Source organism: Flavobacterium xizangense (genome assembly GCF_054075145.1).
This window is the reverse complement of record NZ_JBSIPG010000007.1, coordinates 72777-92328: the sequence shown is the minus strand read 5'-3', so window position 1 is coordinate 92328 and position 19552 is coordinate 72777. Positions and strand designations below refer to the sequence as shown.

The 19552-nt window shown below is 33.1% G+C and carries 17 protein-coding genes; 9 read left to right on the top strand and 8 right to left on the bottom strand.

The features are described 5' to 3' along the window. The first annotated feature begins 2 nt into the window (after nucleotides 1-2). Genes ACWA1B_RS16185 through ACWA1B_RS16175 form a run of 3 tightly spaced genes read left to right on the top strand, consistent with a single transcriptional unit; the run spans nucleotide 3 to nucleotide 3884 of the window. The gene (locus ACWA1B_RS16185) at nucleotides 3-2465 is read left to right on the top strand and encodes a TonB-dependent receptor plug domain-containing protein (protein WP_456908628.1); all 2463 of its coding nucleotides are present in this window, start codon (nucleotides 3-5) and stop codon (nucleotides 2463-2465) included. Then, complete coding sequence (locus ACWA1B_RS16180; RefSeq protein ID WP_456908626.1) at nucleotides 2462-3130, top strand: hypothetical protein; 669 nt, start codon at nucleotides 2462-2464, stop codon at nucleotides 3128-3130. The genes ACWA1B_RS16185 and ACWA1B_RS16180 overlap by 4 nt, the downstream gene beginning before the upstream one ends. Before the next feature lie 31 nt (nucleotides 3131-3161). Then, nucleotides 3162-3884, top strand: coding sequence for a CREC-EF hand family protein (locus ACWA1B_RS16175; RefSeq protein WP_456908624.1), 723 nt, complete (start codon nucleotides 3162-3164; stop codon nucleotides 3882-3884). Nucleotides 3885-4034: 150 nt separating this feature from the next. Here the strand turns inward: ACWA1B_RS16175 and ACWA1B_RS16170 are convergent, their stop codons facing one another. The 5 genes from ACWA1B_RS16170 to ACWA1B_RS16150 form a co-directional block, all read right to left on the bottom strand. Then, nucleotides 4035-4736 carry a DUF2971 domain-containing protein gene (locus tag ACWA1B_RS16170; protein ID WP_456908622.1) on the bottom strand — a complete coding sequence of 234 codons (702 nt, stop codon included), beginning with the start codon at nucleotides 4734-4736 and terminating at the stop codon, nucleotides 4035-4037. 119 nt (nucleotides 4737-4855) lie between these two features. Continuing rightward, nucleotides 4856-6685, bottom strand: coding sequence for an ABC transporter ATP-binding protein (locus tag ACWA1B_RS16165; RefSeq protein ID WP_456908620.1), 1830 nt, complete (start codon nucleotides 6683-6685; stop codon nucleotides 4856-4858). A gap of 75 nt (nucleotides 6686-6760) precedes the next feature. Beyond that, nucleotides 6761-8488 (bottom strand): phospho-sugar mutase, encoded by a 1728-nt coding sequence (locus ACWA1B_RS16160; RefSeq protein ID WP_456908618.1) that lies wholly within the window; start codon nucleotides 8486-8488, stop codon nucleotides 6761-6763. Nucleotides 8489-8634: 146 nt separating this feature from the next. After that, nucleotides 8635-9591 carry a glycosyltransferase family 2 protein gene (locus ACWA1B_RS16155; protein ID WP_142451809.1) on the bottom strand — a complete coding sequence of 319 codons (957 nt, stop codon included), beginning with the start codon at nucleotides 9589-9591 and terminating at the stop codon, nucleotides 8635-8637. Between the two features lie 9 nt (nucleotides 9592-9600). Beyond that, entirely contained in the window at nucleotides 9601-10131 is a 531-nt protein-coding gene (locus ACWA1B_RS16150) for a DUF4199 domain-containing protein (RefSeq protein WP_035649711.1), read from the bottom strand. A 249-nt stretch (nucleotides 10132-10380) separates the two neighbouring features. Between ACWA1B_RS16150 and ACWA1B_RS16145 the strand changes: the two genes are divergently transcribed. Together ACWA1B_RS16145 and ACWA1B_RS16140 are read left to right on the top strand one after the other, a co-directional pair. Then, nucleotides 10381-10635, top strand: a complete 255-nt coding sequence (locus ACWA1B_RS16145; RefSeq protein ID WP_011921626.1) for a type B 50S ribosomal protein L31 — start codon at nucleotides 10381-10383, stop codon at nucleotides 10633-10635. Nucleotides 10636-10800: 165 nt separating this feature from the next. Continuing rightward, the gene (locus tag ACWA1B_RS16140) at nucleotides 10801-11976 is read left to right on the top strand and encodes a GlmU family protein (RefSeq protein ID WP_456908615.1); all 1176 of its coding nucleotides are present in this window, start codon (nucleotides 10801-10803) and stop codon (nucleotides 11974-11976) included. A 272-nt stretch (nucleotides 11977-12248) separates the two neighbouring features. Here the strand turns inward: ACWA1B_RS16140 and ACWA1B_RS16135 are convergent, their stop codons facing one another. Then, nucleotides 12249-12692 (bottom strand): PepSY-like domain-containing protein, encoded by a 444-nt coding sequence (locus tag ACWA1B_RS16135; RefSeq protein WP_456908613.1) that lies wholly within the window; start codon nucleotides 12690-12692, stop codon nucleotides 12249-12251. A 243-nt stretch (nucleotides 12693-12935) separates the two neighbouring features. Between ACWA1B_RS16135 and ACWA1B_RS16130 the strand changes: the two genes are divergently transcribed. The 3 genes from ACWA1B_RS16130 to ACWA1B_RS16120 all read left to right on the top strand — a co-directional run bounded on the left by ACWA1B_RS16130 (nucleotide 12936) and on the right by ACWA1B_RS16120 (nucleotide 17397). After that, nucleotides 12936-14570 (top strand): ABC-F family ATP-binding cassette domain-containing protein, encoded by a 1635-nt coding sequence (locus ACWA1B_RS16130; protein ID WP_456908611.1) that lies wholly within the window; start codon nucleotides 12936-12938, stop codon nucleotides 14568-14570. Between the two features lie 224 nt (nucleotides 14571-14794). Then, nucleotides 14795-15946 carry a porin gene (locus ACWA1B_RS16125; protein ID WP_456908609.1) on the top strand — a complete coding sequence of 384 codons (1152 nt, stop codon included), beginning with the start codon at nucleotides 14795-14797 and terminating at the stop codon, nucleotides 15944-15946. A 20-nt stretch (nucleotides 15947-15966) separates the two neighbouring features. Further along, complete coding sequence (locus ACWA1B_RS16120; RefSeq protein ID WP_456908607.1) at nucleotides 15967-17397, top strand: anion permease; 1431 nt, start codon at nucleotides 15967-15969, stop codon at nucleotides 17395-17397. Here ACWA1B_RS16120 and ACWA1B_RS16115 read toward each other — a convergent pair. Further along, nucleotides 17394-17699 (bottom strand): GNAT family protein, encoded by a 306-nt coding sequence (locus ACWA1B_RS16115; protein WP_193745228.1) that lies wholly within the window; start codon nucleotides 17697-17699, stop codon nucleotides 17394-17396. The genes ACWA1B_RS16120 and ACWA1B_RS16115 overlap by 4 nt on opposite strands. A gap of 281 nt (nucleotides 17700-17980) precedes the next feature. Between ACWA1B_RS16115 and ACWA1B_RS16110 the strand changes: the two genes are divergently transcribed. Then, complete coding sequence (locus ACWA1B_RS16110; protein WP_456908605.1) at nucleotides 17981-18640, top strand: alpha/beta hydrolase family protein; 660 nt, start codon at nucleotides 17981-17983, stop codon at nucleotides 18638-18640. Between the two features lie 252 nt (nucleotides 18641-18892). Here ACWA1B_RS16110 and ACWA1B_RS16105 read toward each other — a convergent pair whose 3' ends face one another. Continuing rightward, complete coding sequence (locus ACWA1B_RS16105) at nucleotides 18893-19408, bottom strand: DUF2892 domain-containing protein (protein WP_163398961.1); 516 nt, start codon at nucleotides 19406-19408, stop codon at nucleotides 18893-18895. Between the last annotated feature and the right edge of the window lie 144 nt (nucleotides 19409-19552).

Here is a 19552-nt window from a genome sequence, read left to right as displayed (position 1 = left end):
GTTTGAATACTTATAAGCTAATACTTGTTTTCTTTTTTGCATGCCTTGGCCATGCGACATTTGCTCAAAACGCTCATGTTAAAGGTGTTATTTTAGATACTGAAAATAGTCCGGTTGCCGACGTGAATGTTTCGTGTTTAGGAAATGTGGTTCAGTCTGATTCGAATGGTGTTTTTGATATTGAACTGCCTTCAAACAAAAAAGTTTCCCTGATTTTTACTCATATTTCTTTAAAAATGTTGAGTTTGTCAGTAAGTTTAAAGCCTGGCGAAGTTTTTCTTTTTAATCCGGTGATGAACAATTCTGCGGAACAAATGGGTGAGGTTTTTGTTTCTTCAAAAAATAAAAAACGCGTTCAGGGAATTGTAACTGTAGAGCCGGAAACGATTAAAAAGATTCCAGGCGCAAATGCCGGAATCGAAAATATTTTAAAAACATTACCCGGCGTAAATTCGAATAATGAATTAAGTACGCAATATGCAGTTCGTGGTGGAAATTACGACGAAAATTTAGTGTATGTTAACGAAGTAGAAGTCTATCGTCCGTTTTTGATTCGGTCAGGCCAACAGGAAGGTTTGAGTTTTACTAATACTGATCTGGTTCAAAATGTTGATTTTTCGGCTGGAGGATTTCAAGCAAAATTTGGAGATAAATTATCCTCTGTTTTAGATATTACGTACCGAAAACCAACTCACTTTGGTGCTGCTTTTGAAGCTAGTTTTTTAGGAGGAAGTGCTGCTGTTGATTTGGTTTCTAAAAACAAGAAGTGGTCAGCAGTCACAGGAATTCGTTATCGAAATAATAGCCTTTTGGTAAATAGTCAAGATACGGAAACGAATTATACTCCGGTTTTTGCAGATATTCAGACGAATGTTAATTATGATATTTCAGAAAAATGGCAAATGAGTTTTCTTGGAAATATTTCGCAGAACAAATATTCCTACCAACCATTAACGCGCCAGACAAATTTTGGAACTATCGATCAGCCAATGGCTTTGACGGTTTATTATGAAGGTCAGGAAAAAGATAAATACGAGACTTATTTTGGTGCTTTAAAAACAACTTATAAAGCCTCGCCAAGTTTGACTTTTAAATTGATTGGTTCGCTTTTCCATACCACTGAACAGGAACATTTTGATATTTTGGCACAATATCGTTTAGGAAATGTTGATGAAGAGGGCAACGTCGAAAATATCGATTTTACGCGCGGTATTGGTTCGCAGCTTAATCATGCACGTAATGATTTGGATGCTTTAATAGCAAATGCTGAAATTAAAGGATTTAAGGAATGGCTGAATGACAGTCAGCTTGAATTTGGTTTGAAATACACCCGGGAATCGATTCGTGATCGTGTTGTGGAGTGGGAAGTGATTGATTCTGCTGGATTTTCAATTAATCCGCCTTTGGTAATTTTGCCAAAAAATAATCAGCCGTATCAACCATATACTGGTCCGTTATTGCCGTATCAGGATATTCGGGCAACAAACTTTAACACTATAAATAGGCTTGCTGGGTATGCTCAATTTAATAAAAAAACAGCAATTGGCTCAAGTCAGGTTTGGTATCATCTAGGCGCACGTTTTCAAAGTTGGAATGTTCAAGGGGCATTGGTTGAAGGGAAAGATCAAATTGTTGTGAGTCCGCGTGCACAATTTGCAATTCAGCCCGATTGGAATATGGATATGGTTTTTAGAATTTCTGGAGGATTGTATCATCAACCGCCTTTTTATAGGGAACTTCGTGATTTAGACGGAGTTGTAAATCCGAATGTTAAAGCGCAGGAATCGGTACATATTGTTTTAGGAAATGATTACAATTTTAAAATGTGGAACCGACCTTTTAAATGGGTAACGGAGGTGTATTACAAATCACTTTCAGATGTAAATGTGTATTCGATTGACAATGTAAGAATTCGATATATTGCCAATAATAATGCGAAAGCTTACGCTCAAGGTTTTGATTTCAGGTTGAATGGAGAATTTGTTCCAGGAACCGAATCGTGGGTAAGTTTTGGATATATGAAAACCGAGGAAAATTATGAAGATAAAGGATATATTGCCAGACCAACAGATCAGCGCTTAAAATTTGCCATGTTGTTTCAGGATTATATGCCCAATATTCCAAGTGTAAGATTGTATCTGAATCTAGTTTATAACACAGGTTTGCCTGGTGGTGCTCCGGCATATTCAGATCCTTATTTATATCAAAACCGATTGAATGATTACAGAAGGGCAGATGTAGGCTTTGCCAAAGTTTTTGTGGACAGCAGTACAAAAGTTGCTAAAGCGAAATGGTTGAAGGATTTTAAAGAATTATCAGTTGGATTGGAAATTTTTAATCTTTTTAATAATCAAAATGCAATTACAAATGCTTGGGTTCGTGATGTGTATTCTAAAAATCAATATGCGATTCCAAATTACATGACTTCGAGAGTTTTTAACATTAAGTTAAATGCAAGGTTATGATCGAAAAACGTGAAAAAAGAAAAAGAATTTTTTACGTTCCAGGAATGATTTCCTTGGTTTTTATTCCGTTATTCTGTTTTTATCATTTTTATAAAGTTGATGCTTTTAAGGTTTATAATGCTATAGGATTAGGAATGCCTAATAAAAATGATTTTGAAAAATATAAGGTTGCTGCTTTACGGAATTATAAGGTGTTTAGTTTTGATGGAAGTGATCTAGATGGTAATAAAGAATTGAATGAAGTGAAGCTTTATCTTAGAAAATTGGTAGCTGATAAAGATACTTTAAATGGCGTGAAAATACATTTTGGGCCAAAAACATATTATGAAACTTTTATCAGAATTATAGATATCATTGATGAGGAGAAGGCTCCGACTTGGACTATAAATAATAATGATATTTATATTTTAGGAAGCAGTAATACTTATAAAAAAGTTAAAGATACTACTAAGCATTATAGAATGAATTGTGATACCGGAGCTATTATGGCACAACAGAGACTCTGGATGCGAAAAAATGAAAGAGAAGAACAAGAGCGTAATTTTCAAGTTTCTTTTTTTAAACAAAAGTGGCGATCACTTTCATTAGGTTATTTAGGACTTGTACTTTTAAATATCATCGTTTTAGTTAAATTGAATAAAACCAAAATTTACAATCAAAAATAGTATATTTGATATTCTAATATAATTGCCGTAAATGAAAAATTATCTAAAATATATCGCCTTAATAATTGTCGGAACTACAGTGAGTTGTAAGGACGAAGTGAAGAAGCCGAAAGTAATTTATGATGCTTCAAACAAAACAAGTGTTGTAGCCAAAACAGATTCTACGCAGATTGAGATTGCCGATCTTCCTATACAGATGGAAGGAACGAATTATTTAATTCACCCAGTTGGCGATCTGCGAGTATATGAAAGAGGTTCAAAAGCGCGCTATGGTTCTTCAAGTGTAAATGATGTTAGTTTTACGATTTCTAATTTGGGCGAATATGAAATCACTGGTTATTTGCAAAATTTAAAATTCCAGAAAGTTGATTCAGATTCTATTAGGCCATTATCAGATAAACCAGTTTTGATTTTAACAGCTACTTATTTAAAAACGGTTGCAGATAAAACTCAGAACAAAGTAATGGTGTACACCTTAACAGATTCGGATACTAATAAAGATGGGAAAATTGATACCGGAGATATTAAAACGTTGTATTTGAGTGATATTAGTGGAGAAAACTTCACGAAAATTTCTCCAGATCTTCAGGAATTAGTAGACTGGAGTTTAATCGAATCAAAAAATCGAATTTACTTCAGAACAATTGAAGATACCAACCAAAATGGTCAATTCGATAAAAACGATGTTCTTCATTATAATTATATAGATTTAGCTACGAAAAAATGGGAAGTTAAGGCCTATAAGCCTATCTAAGGTTCTGAGTTGCTAAGACGCTAAGGATCTAAGGTTTTCAAATCTATGACATAAAGAAAACCTGTTAAATATTTAACAGGCTTTCTTTATAATGACATGGAAATAAAATCATTTAATCTGTGCAATCTGTGGCAAAAAAAACTTAGAACCTTAGATTAAAATATCACTTTCTAAATCTGATTTTTCAATTTCAAAACCAAAACCCAGTCGTTCAACCAATTCTATAACCAATTTTTTATACCAGTTTTCAGATTTTGGATGGATGTAAATTTTCTCAATCAGTTGATTGATATCAACATTGATTTTTAAACCATCATTTAATTTTATTGTACTTTTTGAAGTATCGGTAATAATGCGGACTTCTCGTTCATATTGAAAGCTTTTTCTTTTAAATAAAAACGGAAAGAATAAATCGTTAAAAGGGATATATTCTTTTTTGTAGTCGATATAATTTACTTCGCCTATATATTGATCAAAATTGTTTTCAGGATTCAAAGCTTTTTGCAATCTTCCAATTGTAGATTGAATAGCAAGACCTTCGCTGTTTTGTGTAAAAATCTGCCACATTGCAAACGATTCATATTCATTGATGTGCCAACTGCTTATCGCAACCTGCTCCCGATGTGTTTTGTAATAATTCAAAAAGTCAGGATTGTCAACGGCCAGTTTTTTGATTTCTTCGTAAGTCGGTTCGCTAAAAGTACCTTCATATTGATCTTCAAATTTGTCTGAACGCGACATGAATAATTTCTTCGAAAGTAATAAATCCAGGAATTTAGATAAGTCTAGATATTTCCAAACTACAGTTTCGGGATCTTCGGGCAGTTTTATATTCGGGTTATTAAGGTACATTTTTAGGAGATTAGTCAAAAGCTACCTAAAGTTATAAAAATAAAAACAGATTAAAGAAATTAAATATAGATTTAATATTTCTTTAATCTGTAATAAATTAATTTGGTTTCAGCTCGATCTTAAGACTCGAAAGATTGCATGGTTACCAGTTTATTGTAAGTTCCGTCAAGAGCAATTAATTCTTCGTGCGTTCCTTGTTCTACAATTCTTCCTTTTTGCATCACAATAATAGCATCTGCTTTTTGAATAGTTGAAAGTCTGTGCGCAATTACGATTGAAGTTCTGTTTTGCATCATATTTTCAAGGGCAACCTGAACGAATTTCTCACTTTCAGTATCCAATGCTGATGTTGCTTCGTCCAAAATCATAATCGGAGGATTTTTCAATACGGCTCTTGCTATAGATAAACGCTGTTTTTGTCCGCCTGAAAGTTTGTTTCCACTATCTCCAATATTAGTATAAATTCCTTGTGGAAGATCTTTTACAAATTCATATGCGTTGGCAATTTTTAATGCTTCTATAATTTCATCGTCAGTTGCATCAAGTTTTCCTAATGAAATGTTTGCTTTGATTGTATCATTGAATAAAATACTGTCCTGAGTAACCAATCCCATCAAACTACGAAGCGATTGTAGATTCATGTCTTTAATATCAATTCCATCAATTGAAATCGTTCCGTCATTAACATCATAAAAACGAGTTAATAAATTTGCAATTGTACTTTTTCCGCTTCCAGACTGACCAACAAGAGCAACAGTTTGACCTTTTTTAATTTGAAGAGAAAAGTCTTTTAAAACTGTTTCACTTTCATATTTAAAATTGATGTTTTGAATGTTGATGTTGCTATCAAAAGTTGTTTTTTCAATGGCATTTTCTTTAGAAACAATAGTATTTTCCTGTTCTAAAATTTCAAGAACACGTTCAGCTGCAGCATTTCCTCTTTTTACTCCGTATGAAGCTTTAGAAATCGCTTTTGCTGGCGTAAGAATGTTATAGGCTAATCCCATATAGGCAATAAATGTTGCGCCTTCTAATGTTTTATCGATTAAAACCATTTGGCCTCCATACCAAAGCAAAATGGCAATTACAGTAATTCCCATAAACTCACTTGCAGGTGAAGCTAAATTTTGACGGTTCCCTATGCTGTTTGATAAATTAAAGAAACGTTGAGTAGAGTTCTGAAAAACAGTATTGAAATAGTTTTCAGAATTATATCCTTTTACCACTTTCAAACCACCGATAGTTTCTTCAATTGTAGATAAAAAAGCACCTTGTTCCTGTTGTGCTTTTGAAGATTGTTTTTTCAGCTGTTTTCCAATTAACGAAATGATATATCCAGAAATCGGAATAAAAATAAAAACAAATATGGTAAGTTTTGCGCTTAAAATCAGCATCATAATTATAGTGAAAATTATCGTAAGTGGTTCTTTTACAATAAGTTCCAGTATGGCTAAAAATGAGTTTTGTACCTCGTTCACGTCAGCAGATATTCTTGAGATAACATCTCCTTTTCTTTTTTCAGAATAAAAAGCCAAAGGCAATTCCAATGTTTTTTTATACAACGCATTTCGCATATCTCTTAAAACACCATTTCTTAAAAAGTTAATAAAAAACATTGCCAGATAATCGGATAGGTTTTTTAATAAAAAGATCGAAATAATTATGGCAACCATTACAAATAAAATAAAACCAGGATCATGGTCTCCTTTTGTTGTAGTAATATAATAGCTTAAATAATCTTGTCCATATTTCTGGAGTTTTAAAATGCCATGATATGTTGGTTTTGTGTAAATCTCTTTCGTTTTGTCAAATAAAACCTGGAGCATAGGAATTAGGGCAACAAATGACAGCGTGCTAAAAAGCGCATACAAAATGTTGAAAAAGATATTTAAGAATGCGTATTTTTTATATGGATATATAAAAGGAACTATTTTTTTGAAATTACTCATTTAGGTGTTTTTTTACCATTAAAACCCGATAGCTTTATAAGTTATCGGGTTTTTAAAAGATGTATGTGTATTTTATTAATTCAATTGCATGTCTGCAATAATATTCTGTATTTTCTCGTCTAAGAATTTTTCGGCTTCCTCAAAATCAGAAACCGATTCGATTTCTGCATTTACGCTGATATAGAATTTGATTTTTGGCTCAGTTCCACTTGGTCTTGCGCAAATTTTAGATCCGTCTTCTGTGTAATAAATCAATACATTTGATTTTGGAATATCCATTGTAGATTCTTCGCCGGTTAATAAATTTAAAGCAATTGATGAATCGTAATCTTCAACCATAATCACTCTTTGTCCGTTGATTTCTTTCAAAGGATTCTGACGCAAATTGATCATCATTTGGTTGATTTCTTCTAAACCTTCCATTCCTTTTTTAGTTAAAGACACCAAATATTCTTTGTAAAAACCATTTTCAACATAAAGTTGTAAAAGTTCCTTGTAAACAGAAGATCCCGCAGCTTTTGCCTGTGCCGCAACTTCGCATATTAATAAGGTTGCCGCAACCGCATCTTTATCTCTAACAGCATCACCAACCATGAAACCAAAGCTTTCTTCACCACCTCCAATAAATTGAAGTTCCGGGAAATCTTTGATCATTTTTGCAATCCATTTAAAACCTGTCAATCCCACTTTGCATTCAACACCATAGCTAGTTGCTAATTCCATCATCATAGGAGTTGAAACAATTGTTGAACCCACGAATTGTTTTCCGTTGATTTTTCCAGCTTTTTTCCATTGTTTCAATAGGAAAGAAGTCATCAAAATCATCGTTTGATTTCCGTTCAACAAAATCATTTTACCATCGTTATTGCGAACAGCAACGCCTAAACGGTCACAATCAGGATCTGTTCCTACAACAATATCAGAATTTGTTTTGTCTGCTAAAGCTAAAGCCATTGTTAAAGCTTCTGGTTCTTCTGGATTTGGAGATTTTACTGTTGGGAAATCCCCATCAGGAATTGCCTGTTCCGGAACAATGTGAACATTTTTGTAACCTGCCTGTGATAAAGTATCAGGAATAGATTTTATAGAAGTTCCGTGCAATGAAGTGAAAACAATTTGCAAGTTGTCTTTGGCTTCAGCCGGAGTATTAAAACTTGCATTTTCGATAGACGATTTTACAAAAGCTTTATCAATATCAGTGTCGATGTATTTGATCAAGCTTTCGTTTGCGTCAAATTTAATTTTGTCGTAGCCTAAATTTTCAATTACATTGATAATGGCTTTGTCTTGCGGAGGAACAATTTGCCCGCCATCTTGCCAGTATACTTTGTAACCGTTATATTCTGGTGGATTGTGAGAAGCAGTCAAAACAATTCCGCATTGGCATCCTAGGTATTTAAGTGCAAAAGATAATTCTGGAGTTGGTCTTAGGTCTGAAAATAAATAAACCTGAATTCCGTTTGCAGAGAAAACATCCGCAACCACTTTTGCTAAAGTATTACTATTATGACGGCAGTCATAAGCAATAACCACTTTTAAAGGCTCGTTTGGAAAAACTTCATGCAAATAATCAGATAATCCCTGAGTGTTTTTTCCAAGTGTATATTTATTGATTCTGTTGTCTCCAACTCCCATTACACCACGCATTCCGCCAGTTCCAAATTCCAAATTTTTATAAAAACTTTCTTCGAGTTCTTTTGGAGAAGTTGTCATTAATTCCTTAACTGCAGCTTGCGTTTCTTTGTCAAATGTAGGTGTTAACCATTCATTAACGGCGCTTAATATATTAGGTGCTATATTCATGTCAATATTTTTTATGTAAATTTTAATTTAAAGATAAGTTTTTTCAGGAGCTGATTCCTGCTGTCCACTATATCTTTTGCGGTTTCCAATAGCTATCGGGACCACCACAAAAGGATGCCGTTCCCATCAGGGTTTGGGCTTTTATGTTAAAAATTAACTTCGCGGGCTACTTTATAACGTGCCTCGTTACTTTTGGTTCTTAAGATAATTTCACCTAAGAATCCTGCAAGAAATAGCTGAGTTCCCAAAATCATTGTGGTCAAAGCAATGTAAAACCAAGGATTATTTGTAACTAAGCTGTATTTCATTCCGGTATACATATGGTACAGTTTTGAAACTCCAATGTATCCAGCAGACAAAAAACCGATAATAAACATCAAAGAACCAATCGCGCCAAATAAGTGCATTGGTCTTTTTCCGAATCTTGACAAAAACCAAATGGTAATCAAATCCAGAAAACCGTTTATAAAACGTTCCATTCCAAATTTTGTTTCACCATATTTTCTAGCTTGGTGAATTACCACTTTTTCGCCAATTTTACTGAAACCTGCATTTTTTGCCAAAACCGGAATGTATCGGTGCATTTCGCCAGATACTTCGATATTCTTAACAACCGTGTTTTTATATGCTTTTAATCCGCAGTTAAAATCATTTAATTCAACGCCCGAAGTTTTTCTGGCCGCCCAGTTAAATAATTTTGAAGGCAGATTTTTTGCTACAACTGAGTCGTAGCGTTTCTTTTTCCAGCCAGAAACCAAATCATATTTCTGAGCTGTGATCATTTCATATAAACCCGGAATTTCATCTGGGCTGTCTTGTAAATCAGCATCCATTGTAATAATGACATCACCCTGAGCTTTTGCAAAACCAGCATGCAGCGCCTGAGATTTTCCGAAGTTTTTCATGAAACGAATTCCTTTTACATTAGGATTTTCATTTGAAAAGCTTTCAATAATATTCCAAGAATCATCTGTACTTCCATCATCTACAAAAATGATTTCATAAGAGTAATTGTTAGATTGCATCACTTTAATGATCCACGAATAGAGTTCTTTAAGCGATTCCTCCTCGTTTAGAAGCGGTATAAGTATAGATAAATTCATTTATGTTTTTTATTCTTGAGTAGTTTTGCTTTTGAAAAATGCTGCGAAAATTAATCCGAAAATGGCACTGATTACTATTGCAAAAGCAGATCCTTTTAATAATTCGAAAGTCGAGTAAGGACTGCTTGCTTTCATTTTTTCAATTGCTTCATTGATAGACGAAGCCGGAGCTCCAAATTTCTGCATCATGTTTGCAGTATATTTGATCATTATTTCGTTTAAAGTGTCTTTTGCACCTGGATCAATAACGTTAAATAAAAGAATGTTAAAAGTTGTAGAAATCACAACGCCAATCACGGCAGCTATAAAATAAGTGGTAAAAGCATCTTTAAACGGAAAAACACCTTTTAATTCTTTCTTAGTTTTAGAAAGCAAAATAATGCTTATCGTAATACTTATTGCTATACCTATTATACCCATCCACCATGCAGTGAATAAATTTAAATCAACAGCATAGATAGTTGCAGTGAATAATGCAGATGCAATTCCAATCATTACACCATAAGTAATACCATTCTTTTTTATAACTTCATTAATCATATTTCTATATGTTTTAAAATTAATCCACAAATATAGTAATTCCCACTATAATCATAGATAAAAAAAGCTTTTCGAAATAAACTAAAAAAAAGTGAGTTAAGTATTTGTTTATTAAAAAAGAATTGTAAATTTGCACACTCAAAAATAATTAAATTTTTAAACAAAAAAGAGTATCGCTTGTTTATACCTTTTTCTAACCATGAAAAAGCTTCAAAATAAAAATACTCCAAACAATAAATAAAAAGAAAGATGAAAAAAGGAATTCACCCAGAAAATTACAGATTAGTTGCATTTAAAGACATGTCAAATGATGACGTTTTTATCACTAAATCTACTGCAGATACAAAAGAAACAATTGAAGTTGACGGAGTTGAGTATCCAGTTGTAAAAATGGAGATTTCTAGAACATCTCACCCTTTTTATACTGGTAAATCTAAACTTATCGATACTGCAGGACGTATTGATAAATTCAAAACTAAATACGCTAAACACGCTAAAAAATAATAGCTGTTTTAAATCATACAAAAGCCTTCCAGATTTGGAAGGCTTTTTTTATGCTTTAAATTATGCTTATCATTAAAATGGCTTTTTATGAAACCAGATAAATATTTGTAACTTTGATCCCGATAACCAAATCAAAATTTTAACAAGTACCAAATTTTTTTATTTATGAATTACATTCTTTTTGACGGTCCCGTTCGGAATGCTTTATTACCTTTTACTTTTACAAGGCCTGTGGCTGATATTCTTATCGGAATTACGACAATTCGTCAAAAATGGGAAATGCGCCTTGGTTCAACTATAACAACAATTACTGAAGAATATTTATCTGAAAAATTTCCCATGGTGGAAATGGAGGAAAATGTAATGATCAACGCCGCTTATTTGCCAAATGATAAGCTTGCTGAAATGGTTTCTGATTTAAAGGCAAATCAAGCCATTTTTAAAGGTGATGATGTAATTGCTTTTTTTGCTTCAGAAAATCAAGAAGAAGTTGATTTTGATTCGTATGAAATCATTCAGTACAACGAAGATTGTTTGACAGTTGAACATACCTGGGATATTTTTTCAAAAAATGACGCAGCAATTCGCGCCGATTTTGCTTTTTTGACCGAAGACAGAAAATCACAGCCAATTCCTAAAAGTGTAAATGTTATTGCGCCTGAAAATATTTTTATCGAAGAAGGTGCAAAATTAGAGTTTGTAACTTTAAACGCTTCGACAGGACCAATTTATATAGGTAAGAATGCCGAGATTATGGAAGGAACTGTAATTCGAGGGCCTTTTGCATTATGTGAAAATGCTATGGTGAAACTAAACGCCAAAATTTACGGTGCAACAACAGTTGGCCCGGGATCAAGAATAGGAGGAGAGGTTAAAAATTCAGTCTTATTCCAAAATTCAAATAAAGGTCATGACGGATTTTTAGGCGATTCTGTTTTAGGTGAATGGTGTAATATTGGTGCAGATTCAAATAATTCAAACCTAAAAAATAATTACGAAGAAGTGAAATTATGGAGCTACGAAACAGAAGGTTTTGCAAAAACAGGGCTTCAGTTTTGTGGTTTAATGATGGGAGATCACAGTAAATGCGGAATCAATACCATGTTTAATACCGGAACTGTAGTTGGTGTAAGTGCCAATATTTTTGGTTCTGGCTTTCCTCGTAATTTTGTTCCGAGTTTCTCTTGGGGCGGTGCTGCAGGATTTACAACTTATGTAACTAAAAAAGCATTTGAAACAGCTAAATTGGTTATGGGAAGAAGAAATATTGAATTCGACGAAGTTGAAGCTTCAATCTTAGAGCATATTTTTGAGGAAACAAAAAAATGGAGAAAAGATTAATTAGATAATTTTTCAAACCCGACGGTTTTTTTAAAATCTGTCGGGTTTTGTTTTGTTGCATGTTTGCATGTTAAACTGGACTGAAGTCCACCGCTACAATATAGCCCGAGCCCATAGGCTCTCTTGTTGTTCCGCAGGAACCTATTATATTTTAGGGCTGGGCTTCAGTCCAGTTTAGGGATCGAGTGTAATTTTTTTAGGATTTAGGGATTATCTAATTGATATATTTTCTAATTATCTCATTATCAAATTGACACATTTTCAAATTTAACTTATTTGTCTATTTTAATAAAATCTTCTTTCAAATTGAATTTTAATTCTAAGCCGTTGGTTAGTTTTGTTTCATAACCTGAAGATCCGATTTCTATTTTGGTCACTTTTTCTTTAGGAAAATTTGTTTTTATGTAAGAAGCAATTTTTTTCGGAATAATAGATTTTGGAATTTTATCATTTTTACCATCTACTTCTTTCCAGTTTCCTTTCTTGTCAAATTCGATTTCGAGTTGTTTGTCAAATTGAACTTTATATTCTATAGAAAGTATTTCTTTGTCTTGCAATATATAACTTGGCTTTTTAGATCCAAAATGTGTTTTTAAAAATGTTTGTGCATTTGCCGGTAAAGCTTCTTTTTTAATTACCGTTTTTTGCGCATTTGCAGAAAATCCAAATAATAATCCTGCAATCAGATAAGCCATCAGTTTTAATTTTGTTTTCATATTTTGCTGATTTTTAAATTCTTATACAAGATAAGATTAAAATTTTGAAATATGAAAAGACTATTAAGCTTTCGTTTGTTGCAGTTTAAGCATTATTCAATTAGAATATTGTCTAATTGACACATTTTCAAAATTATCTAATTATCAAATTGGCACATTATCTAATTAAATCTATCTTTGCACCACGAAAAAAATGGGTGGTCAAATAAACGATTAACCGATTAAACAAATTAACAAAGACAAATGATTACAGTTAACGATATTTCGGTTCAGTTTGGCGGAACTACACTTTTTAGCGATGTTTCTTTTGCTATAAATGAAAATGATAAAATTGCCCTTATGGGTAAAAACGGTGCGGGAAAATCGACACTTTTAAAAATTATTGCAGGAGAAAACAAACCTTCAACTGGAAGTATCTCGACTCCAAAAGATGCTGTAGTAGCTTATTTGCCTCAGCATTTATTAACAAAAGATGGTTCGACTGTAATGGAAGAAGCTTCAAAAGCTTTTGGCGAAATTTTCAAAATGAAAGCCGAAATTGATGAAATCAATGAGCAATTGACCGTTCGTACTGATTACGAAAGTGACGAATACATGAAATTGATCGAAAGAGTTTCGGATTTAAGCGAGAAATTTTATGCAATTGAAGAAATAAATTACGAAGCTGAAGTTGAAAAGATTTTAGTTGGTTTAGGTTTTGATCGTGAAGATTTTGGACGTCAGACTTCTGAATTTTCTGGAGGATGGAGAATGCGTATCGAGCTTGCAAAGATTTTATTGCAGAAACCAGATTTGATTTTGCTGGATGAGCCAACAAACCACATGGATATCGAAAGTATTCAGTGGTTAGAAGAGTTTTTGTTGACTTCTGCGAAAGCTGTTGTGGTAATTTCGCACGATAGAGCGTTTGTAGATAATATTACAAACAGAACTATCGAAGTAACAATGGGAAGAATTTATGACTACAAAGCTAAATATTCTCATTACTTGGAATTAAGAAAAGATCGTCGTATTCATCAGCAAAAAGCTTATGATGAGCAACAAAAAATGATTGCTGATAATAGAGCGTTTATTGATCGTTTTAAAGGAACTTTCTCTAAAACAGATGCTGTTCAGTCGCGTGTAAAAATGCTTGAAAAACTGGAAATCGTTCAGGTTGATGAAGTGGATACTTCAGCATTGCGCTTGAAATTTCCGCCTGCGCCACGTTCTGGGCAATATCCGGTTATTGTAAAAGAAATGTCTAAATCATATGGTGATCATGTGGTTTTCAAAGATGCAAATATTGTAATTGAAAGAGGTCAGAAAGTTGCTTTTGTTGGAAAAAATGGAGAAGGAAAATCAACAATGATTAAAGCGATTATGAAAGAAATTGGTGTTGATTCTGGAAGTGTTGAAATTGGTCATAATTCTCAAATTGGATATTTTGCTCAAAATCAGGCTTCATTATTAGATGAAAATGCTACTATTTTTGAAACTATCGATAATATTGCTGTTGGAGATATTAGAACGCAAATCAAAAATATTTTAGGAGCTTTCATGTTTCAGGGTGATGATATTACTAAAAAAGTAAAAGTGCTTTCTGGAGGAGAAAAAACACGTTTGGCAATGATTAAATTATTGCTTGAGCCGGTTAATTTGTTGATTCTGGATGAGCCTTCGAATCATTTGGATATGAAAACAAAAGACATTATCAAAGATGCATTACGTGATTTTGACGGAACTTTAATCTTGGTTTCTCACGATCGTGATTTCCTTGACGGATTAGCAACAAAGGTTTTTGAATTCGGAAACAAAAGAGTTAAAGAGCATTTTGAAGATGTTGCCGGTTTCTTGGCACATAAAAAAATGGATTCGATGAGAGAAATCGAAAAGTAAAAATCTTATAAAATAGTAAAAAGGCGCAAGAATTAACTTGCGCCTTTTTTATTTTGTTAAAATTGATAATCAAATTTTAATGCAACTATTTTTACAAGTTATCGATTTTTTATTATATTTATAACTGTTTTTGCGTTGATTCATAAGTGTTTGTGTTTTTTTTATATGCCCCAAATATGAAAAAATAATTCTGAACCTTTTTATAAAGTTTAATTTATAAGCCTATGAAAAAGACTTTACTTCTTCAAATTATTCTTGTTTTATTTCTAATGCCGTTGTTTTCGATTGCACAAACTGCACAAACGCAACCTGCGACTGATTCTGAAAGTGATATTAAATATCCCGTATTTCAGTTTAAAGGGCTTATACAAGCCAGATATTTAGAAAGTTTTGAAGAGAATGTCGATGTTTTAGGAGCGCATCATTCAACAGGAAATGTTACTCAGAGTTCATTTGATATTAAAAGAATGCGCGTTGGTCTTAATACAAAACTAAGTGAAACTACCGAAGTTGTAATTTTAGTAAACCTGGCTGATTTTAAATCAGATACAAAAGGGAAAGTGCTTGAAAATGCATACGGAAAATATACTTTTAATAAATATATAGCGCTTATTGGAGGGCAGTTCAGGCCAGCGTTTGGTATTGAAGAGTTGGTTCCTGTAGATATTATCAAGTCGTTTGATTTTTCTAATCAATATTATGAATTTGGGAAAAATGGATGGACGAGTTTTCAGATCGGCGCCTCTGCAACCGGAGCTTTTGATGTTGGGAAAATACCTGTAAATTATGCTTTTTCTGTTTTGAATGGAACTGGGAAAAACCAAGAAATGGATAAAGATAACGGTAAGCAGTTCTCTACAAGATGGGTACTGCAGTTATCAAAAAAGTATGATATTAATCTTGGGTTGAATGGAGGTTACGGAAAAGTTTTTAAAGAAGATGTTTTTGCAATTGGCGCTGATGTCACGAGTGAATTCAAACTTAATGATAAATTGAGTTTAGATTTGCAGGTTGAATACAAACAAGGAACAAATCATAATTTATATTTTTCTTTGCCAGTTGCATCAAGAACCCCAAATGTAGCTGATTATCAAATGCGCGGAATTTACTTTTTGCCAAATGTTAGATACGTTGCTCATTATAATAAATTAACCGCATTAGAATTTTCATGTCGTTACGAAAGATTTGATCCGAGTTACAAAATCGACTCTAATCTTAGACAAACTTATACGCCAATGGTGAGTCTTGAATTTGGAAAAGCCTATTTAGGCCGTATTGAAGCAGGATTTCAAATTGACCGATTTGATTATAATGTTCCAGATACAACCACTTACAATAATAACTTGTTTTTGATTCAACTTCAGCTTAGAATTTAATTAACTTAAATCTTGTTTTTATGAAAGAAGTACAAATTCCCCAAACTATAATCACACTTGCTGTGGGAGTTGCAATTTGGTTAATTCCTGCTCCAAATGGTGTTGTTGCTGAAGCATGGCATTTGTTCGCCATTTTTGTTGCGACCATTTTAGGAATTATCTTGAAAGCAGCTCCAATGGGAACTATGTGTATGATTGCTATTGCATTAACAGCTTTTTCACAGGTTTTGGCGCCTGGTGATGCTGGGAAATCTATAACATTGGCACTGAAAGGTTTTGGCGATAAAGTAATCTGGCTTATCGGGATTTCATTTTTTATTGCGAGAGGATTTATAAAAACGGGTTTAGGAAATAGAATTGCTTTTTTGTTTATTCGAATATTTGGCAAAAGCTCGCTAGGACTTGCTTATGGTTTAGGGCTTGCTGATTTGGTTTTGGCTCCTGCGGTTCCAAGTAATACAGCCCGTGGAGGTGGAATTATTTATCCAATTATGAAGTCCATGTCAATGAGTTTTGGTTCGATGCCAGATAAGCCAGAAACGCATCGAAAATTAGGAGCATATCTAACCTTGAATAGTTATAATGCAAATTTAATAGCATCGTCTATGTTTTTGACTGGAACGGCGAGTAATCCAATGTGTCAAAAATTTGCGCTTAATCTTGGAATTAAAATCACTTGGATTTCTTGGGCAACTGCGGCCATTGTTCCTGGGTTGGTTTCGTTTTTTGTAATTCCGTTTGTGCTTTATAAAATTTATCCGCCAGAATTGAAGAAAACGGGAGATGCGCCTCAAATTGCAGCTCAAAAACTTAAAGAAATGGGCTCCATTACTCGTAACGAATGGATGATGTTGTTGACTTTTTTTATTTTGCTGTTTTTATGGATGACAGGGGATTTGTTTTCAATAGATGCCACAACAACAGCGTTTATTGGTTTGGTGATTTTGCTATTGACTTCAGTTTTAACTTGGGATGATGTAAAAGCCGAAAAAGGCGCTTGGGATACCATTGTTTGGTTTTCAGTTTTAGTAATGATGGCAAGTTCATTAAATGAGTTAGGCTTTATTGCATGGTTTAGTGATTTGGTAAAAGCCGAAATTGGAGGGTTGAGCTGGCAAATGGCTTTTCCTATCATTGTATTGGTGTACTTTTTTAGCCACTATCTTTTTGCAAGCGCAACAGCGCACGTTGCGGCAATGTATGCAGCTTTATTAGGAGTTGGAGTTTCACTTGGAATTCCGGGCTTGCTTCTTGCTTTTATGCTTGGTTTTGTGGGATCGATATACGGAACTTTAACGCATTACGGACATGGACCGGCACCAGTCTTTTTCGGAAGTGGTTATGTCGACCTAAAAAGCTGGTGGGTCAAAGGCCTGATAACTGGATTAGTTATGCTTTTTGTTTATATGGTAATAGGAGGTTTGTGGCTCCGATTAATTGGTGATTTTTAAATCCTTATTCCTGGAGGAAGCAATTCTTTGTATTTTGGATTTTTTTTGAAAAAAGTAACAATCTTTGGGTGAATAGGAACAACTCTGAATTTTTTCTCTGTATTTAATTCCATGATGTTTTTCAGCATGTTGTCAAGTACGGCTTGATTATCATAGCCTTCAGGTGTGTTGATTTTGGTTAGGAAAATTTTCTTTTCTTGAAATGAATATTCAACAGTAAGCATTCCTTCTGGAGCTAAAGTTTCAAATTGTCTCGCAAAAGTGTTGTCTTTAATTGCCAATGTAGTTTCAATAGATTCCATAATTTGTCATTTTTTAGCAGGTTTAAATATAAAATAGATTTAGGGCGTTATTCTGTTTAAATACTTATGCAAGAATGTTAAACATGAATGATTTGGAAATACAAAGTTAATCATTTGATTTTCAATATGAAATTATTTTTTTAGAACGCCTTTTTTTTGAATATTTTGTAATTTTATTTGTTTTAATATGGATTATGGTGCAAGATTTGCTGTGCATATTGTTAAAAAAAGTAAATTTATCTTGAAATTGAGATTTGTAATTAAAATACCTTTTTTGACAAATGAGTAAAATTCCTGTTTATTTTATGCCTGGCTTGGCGGCTAGTCCTGCTATTTTTGAAAGAATAAAGTTAGATGAATCTGTTTTTGAAACTCATTTGCTTGAATGGGAGATTCCTAAGCCGAAAGAATCTTTATCTGATTATGCAGTTCGAATTGCAAAGAATATCAAACATGAAAATCCGGTTTTGATTGGCGTTTCTTTTGGAGGAATTCTGGTTCAGGAAATTTCAAAACATATTAAGGCTCAAAAGGTAATTATTATTTCGAGTGTCAGAAGTAATGTTGAATTTCCAAGAAGAATGAAAATCGGAAAAAAAACAAAAGCCTACAAATTAATTCCGATGAAGTTGATTTTGAATATTGAAAATCTGGCTAAATATTCTTTTGGAGAAAAGGTAAATAAACGCATCAAATTATACGAGAAATTTTTGGCTGTACGAGATCTTAATTATCTGCAGTGGGCTGTAGAATCAATTATTTTATGGGATAGAAATGAAGTTGACGAGAAAGTAATTCATATTCATGGCGATCAGGATGATGTTTTTCCTATAAAATATATCAATAAATGCATTGTCGTAAAAGGCGGAACGCACATTATGATTCTGAATAAGTATAAATGGCTCAACGAGAACTTGCCTTCGATTATATTGGAGGATTAGTTAGAATAAAATTTTAAATTCTAAATTCTTTCTGGATTTTAGCGCAATCTTGTCATTTCGACGAAGGAGAAATCTCCACCAGTAACTCTATAATCAAAATCGACAATCTTTGTCGGGCTACTTGCGGAGATTTCTCCTTCGTCGAAATGACAAACTAAGTGTTGGTCGCGCGTTAGAAAGAAAATTTAAAATAAAAAAAATCCCAAACTCTTTTTTAGAATTTGGGATTTTAAATATTATGATTTGAAAAAATTAGATTTTCTTCATTTGTTCTTTCATCATAGAAATCTGCTCTTTCAGCATTCCCTGTTTGTCTAATTTTTTAGCTTCGTTTAATAAATTAGTCGCTTCTAATTTTCTTCTGCGTGACATTGCAACTCCGGCAAGGTTCAATTTAGCAACAGCCAAATCCATATCCATTGATAGTCCAAGTTCGATTGCTTTTTTGAAATGTTTCTCAGCTTGATTGATATTCGTTTGAGATAACATGATTCCATGAAGGTAATTAAAGTAACCTTGCTGTTTTCTTACCAATGCAGCTTCAGGGTTTTTAATATATGCCAGCCATTTTTTAGCGCCTTCGAAGTCTTGTTTTCTTAATTTAAGAAAGGCTAAAAGGATAAATTCATTTTTAAAGTAAAGAAAAACTGGAATTGCAGTCAATAATATAAGAAATATTCCATTTCCGATATTACTTTCTGTAAATTGCCAAATGCCAGCTACAACAAGAAGTCCGGCTAAAATTAGTTTAATATTTTTGTGAAACATAATTAATGTAAATTTGTGATTGCAAATATAGTAAAATGAATTAAAAATATTTTTATTAAAGTGCTTGCCAGAAAAAAAAGTCTTTGTATATTTGCACTCGGTTTTTGAGCAACGATATTCAAAACCAAGAAAGAGTTAATTAGA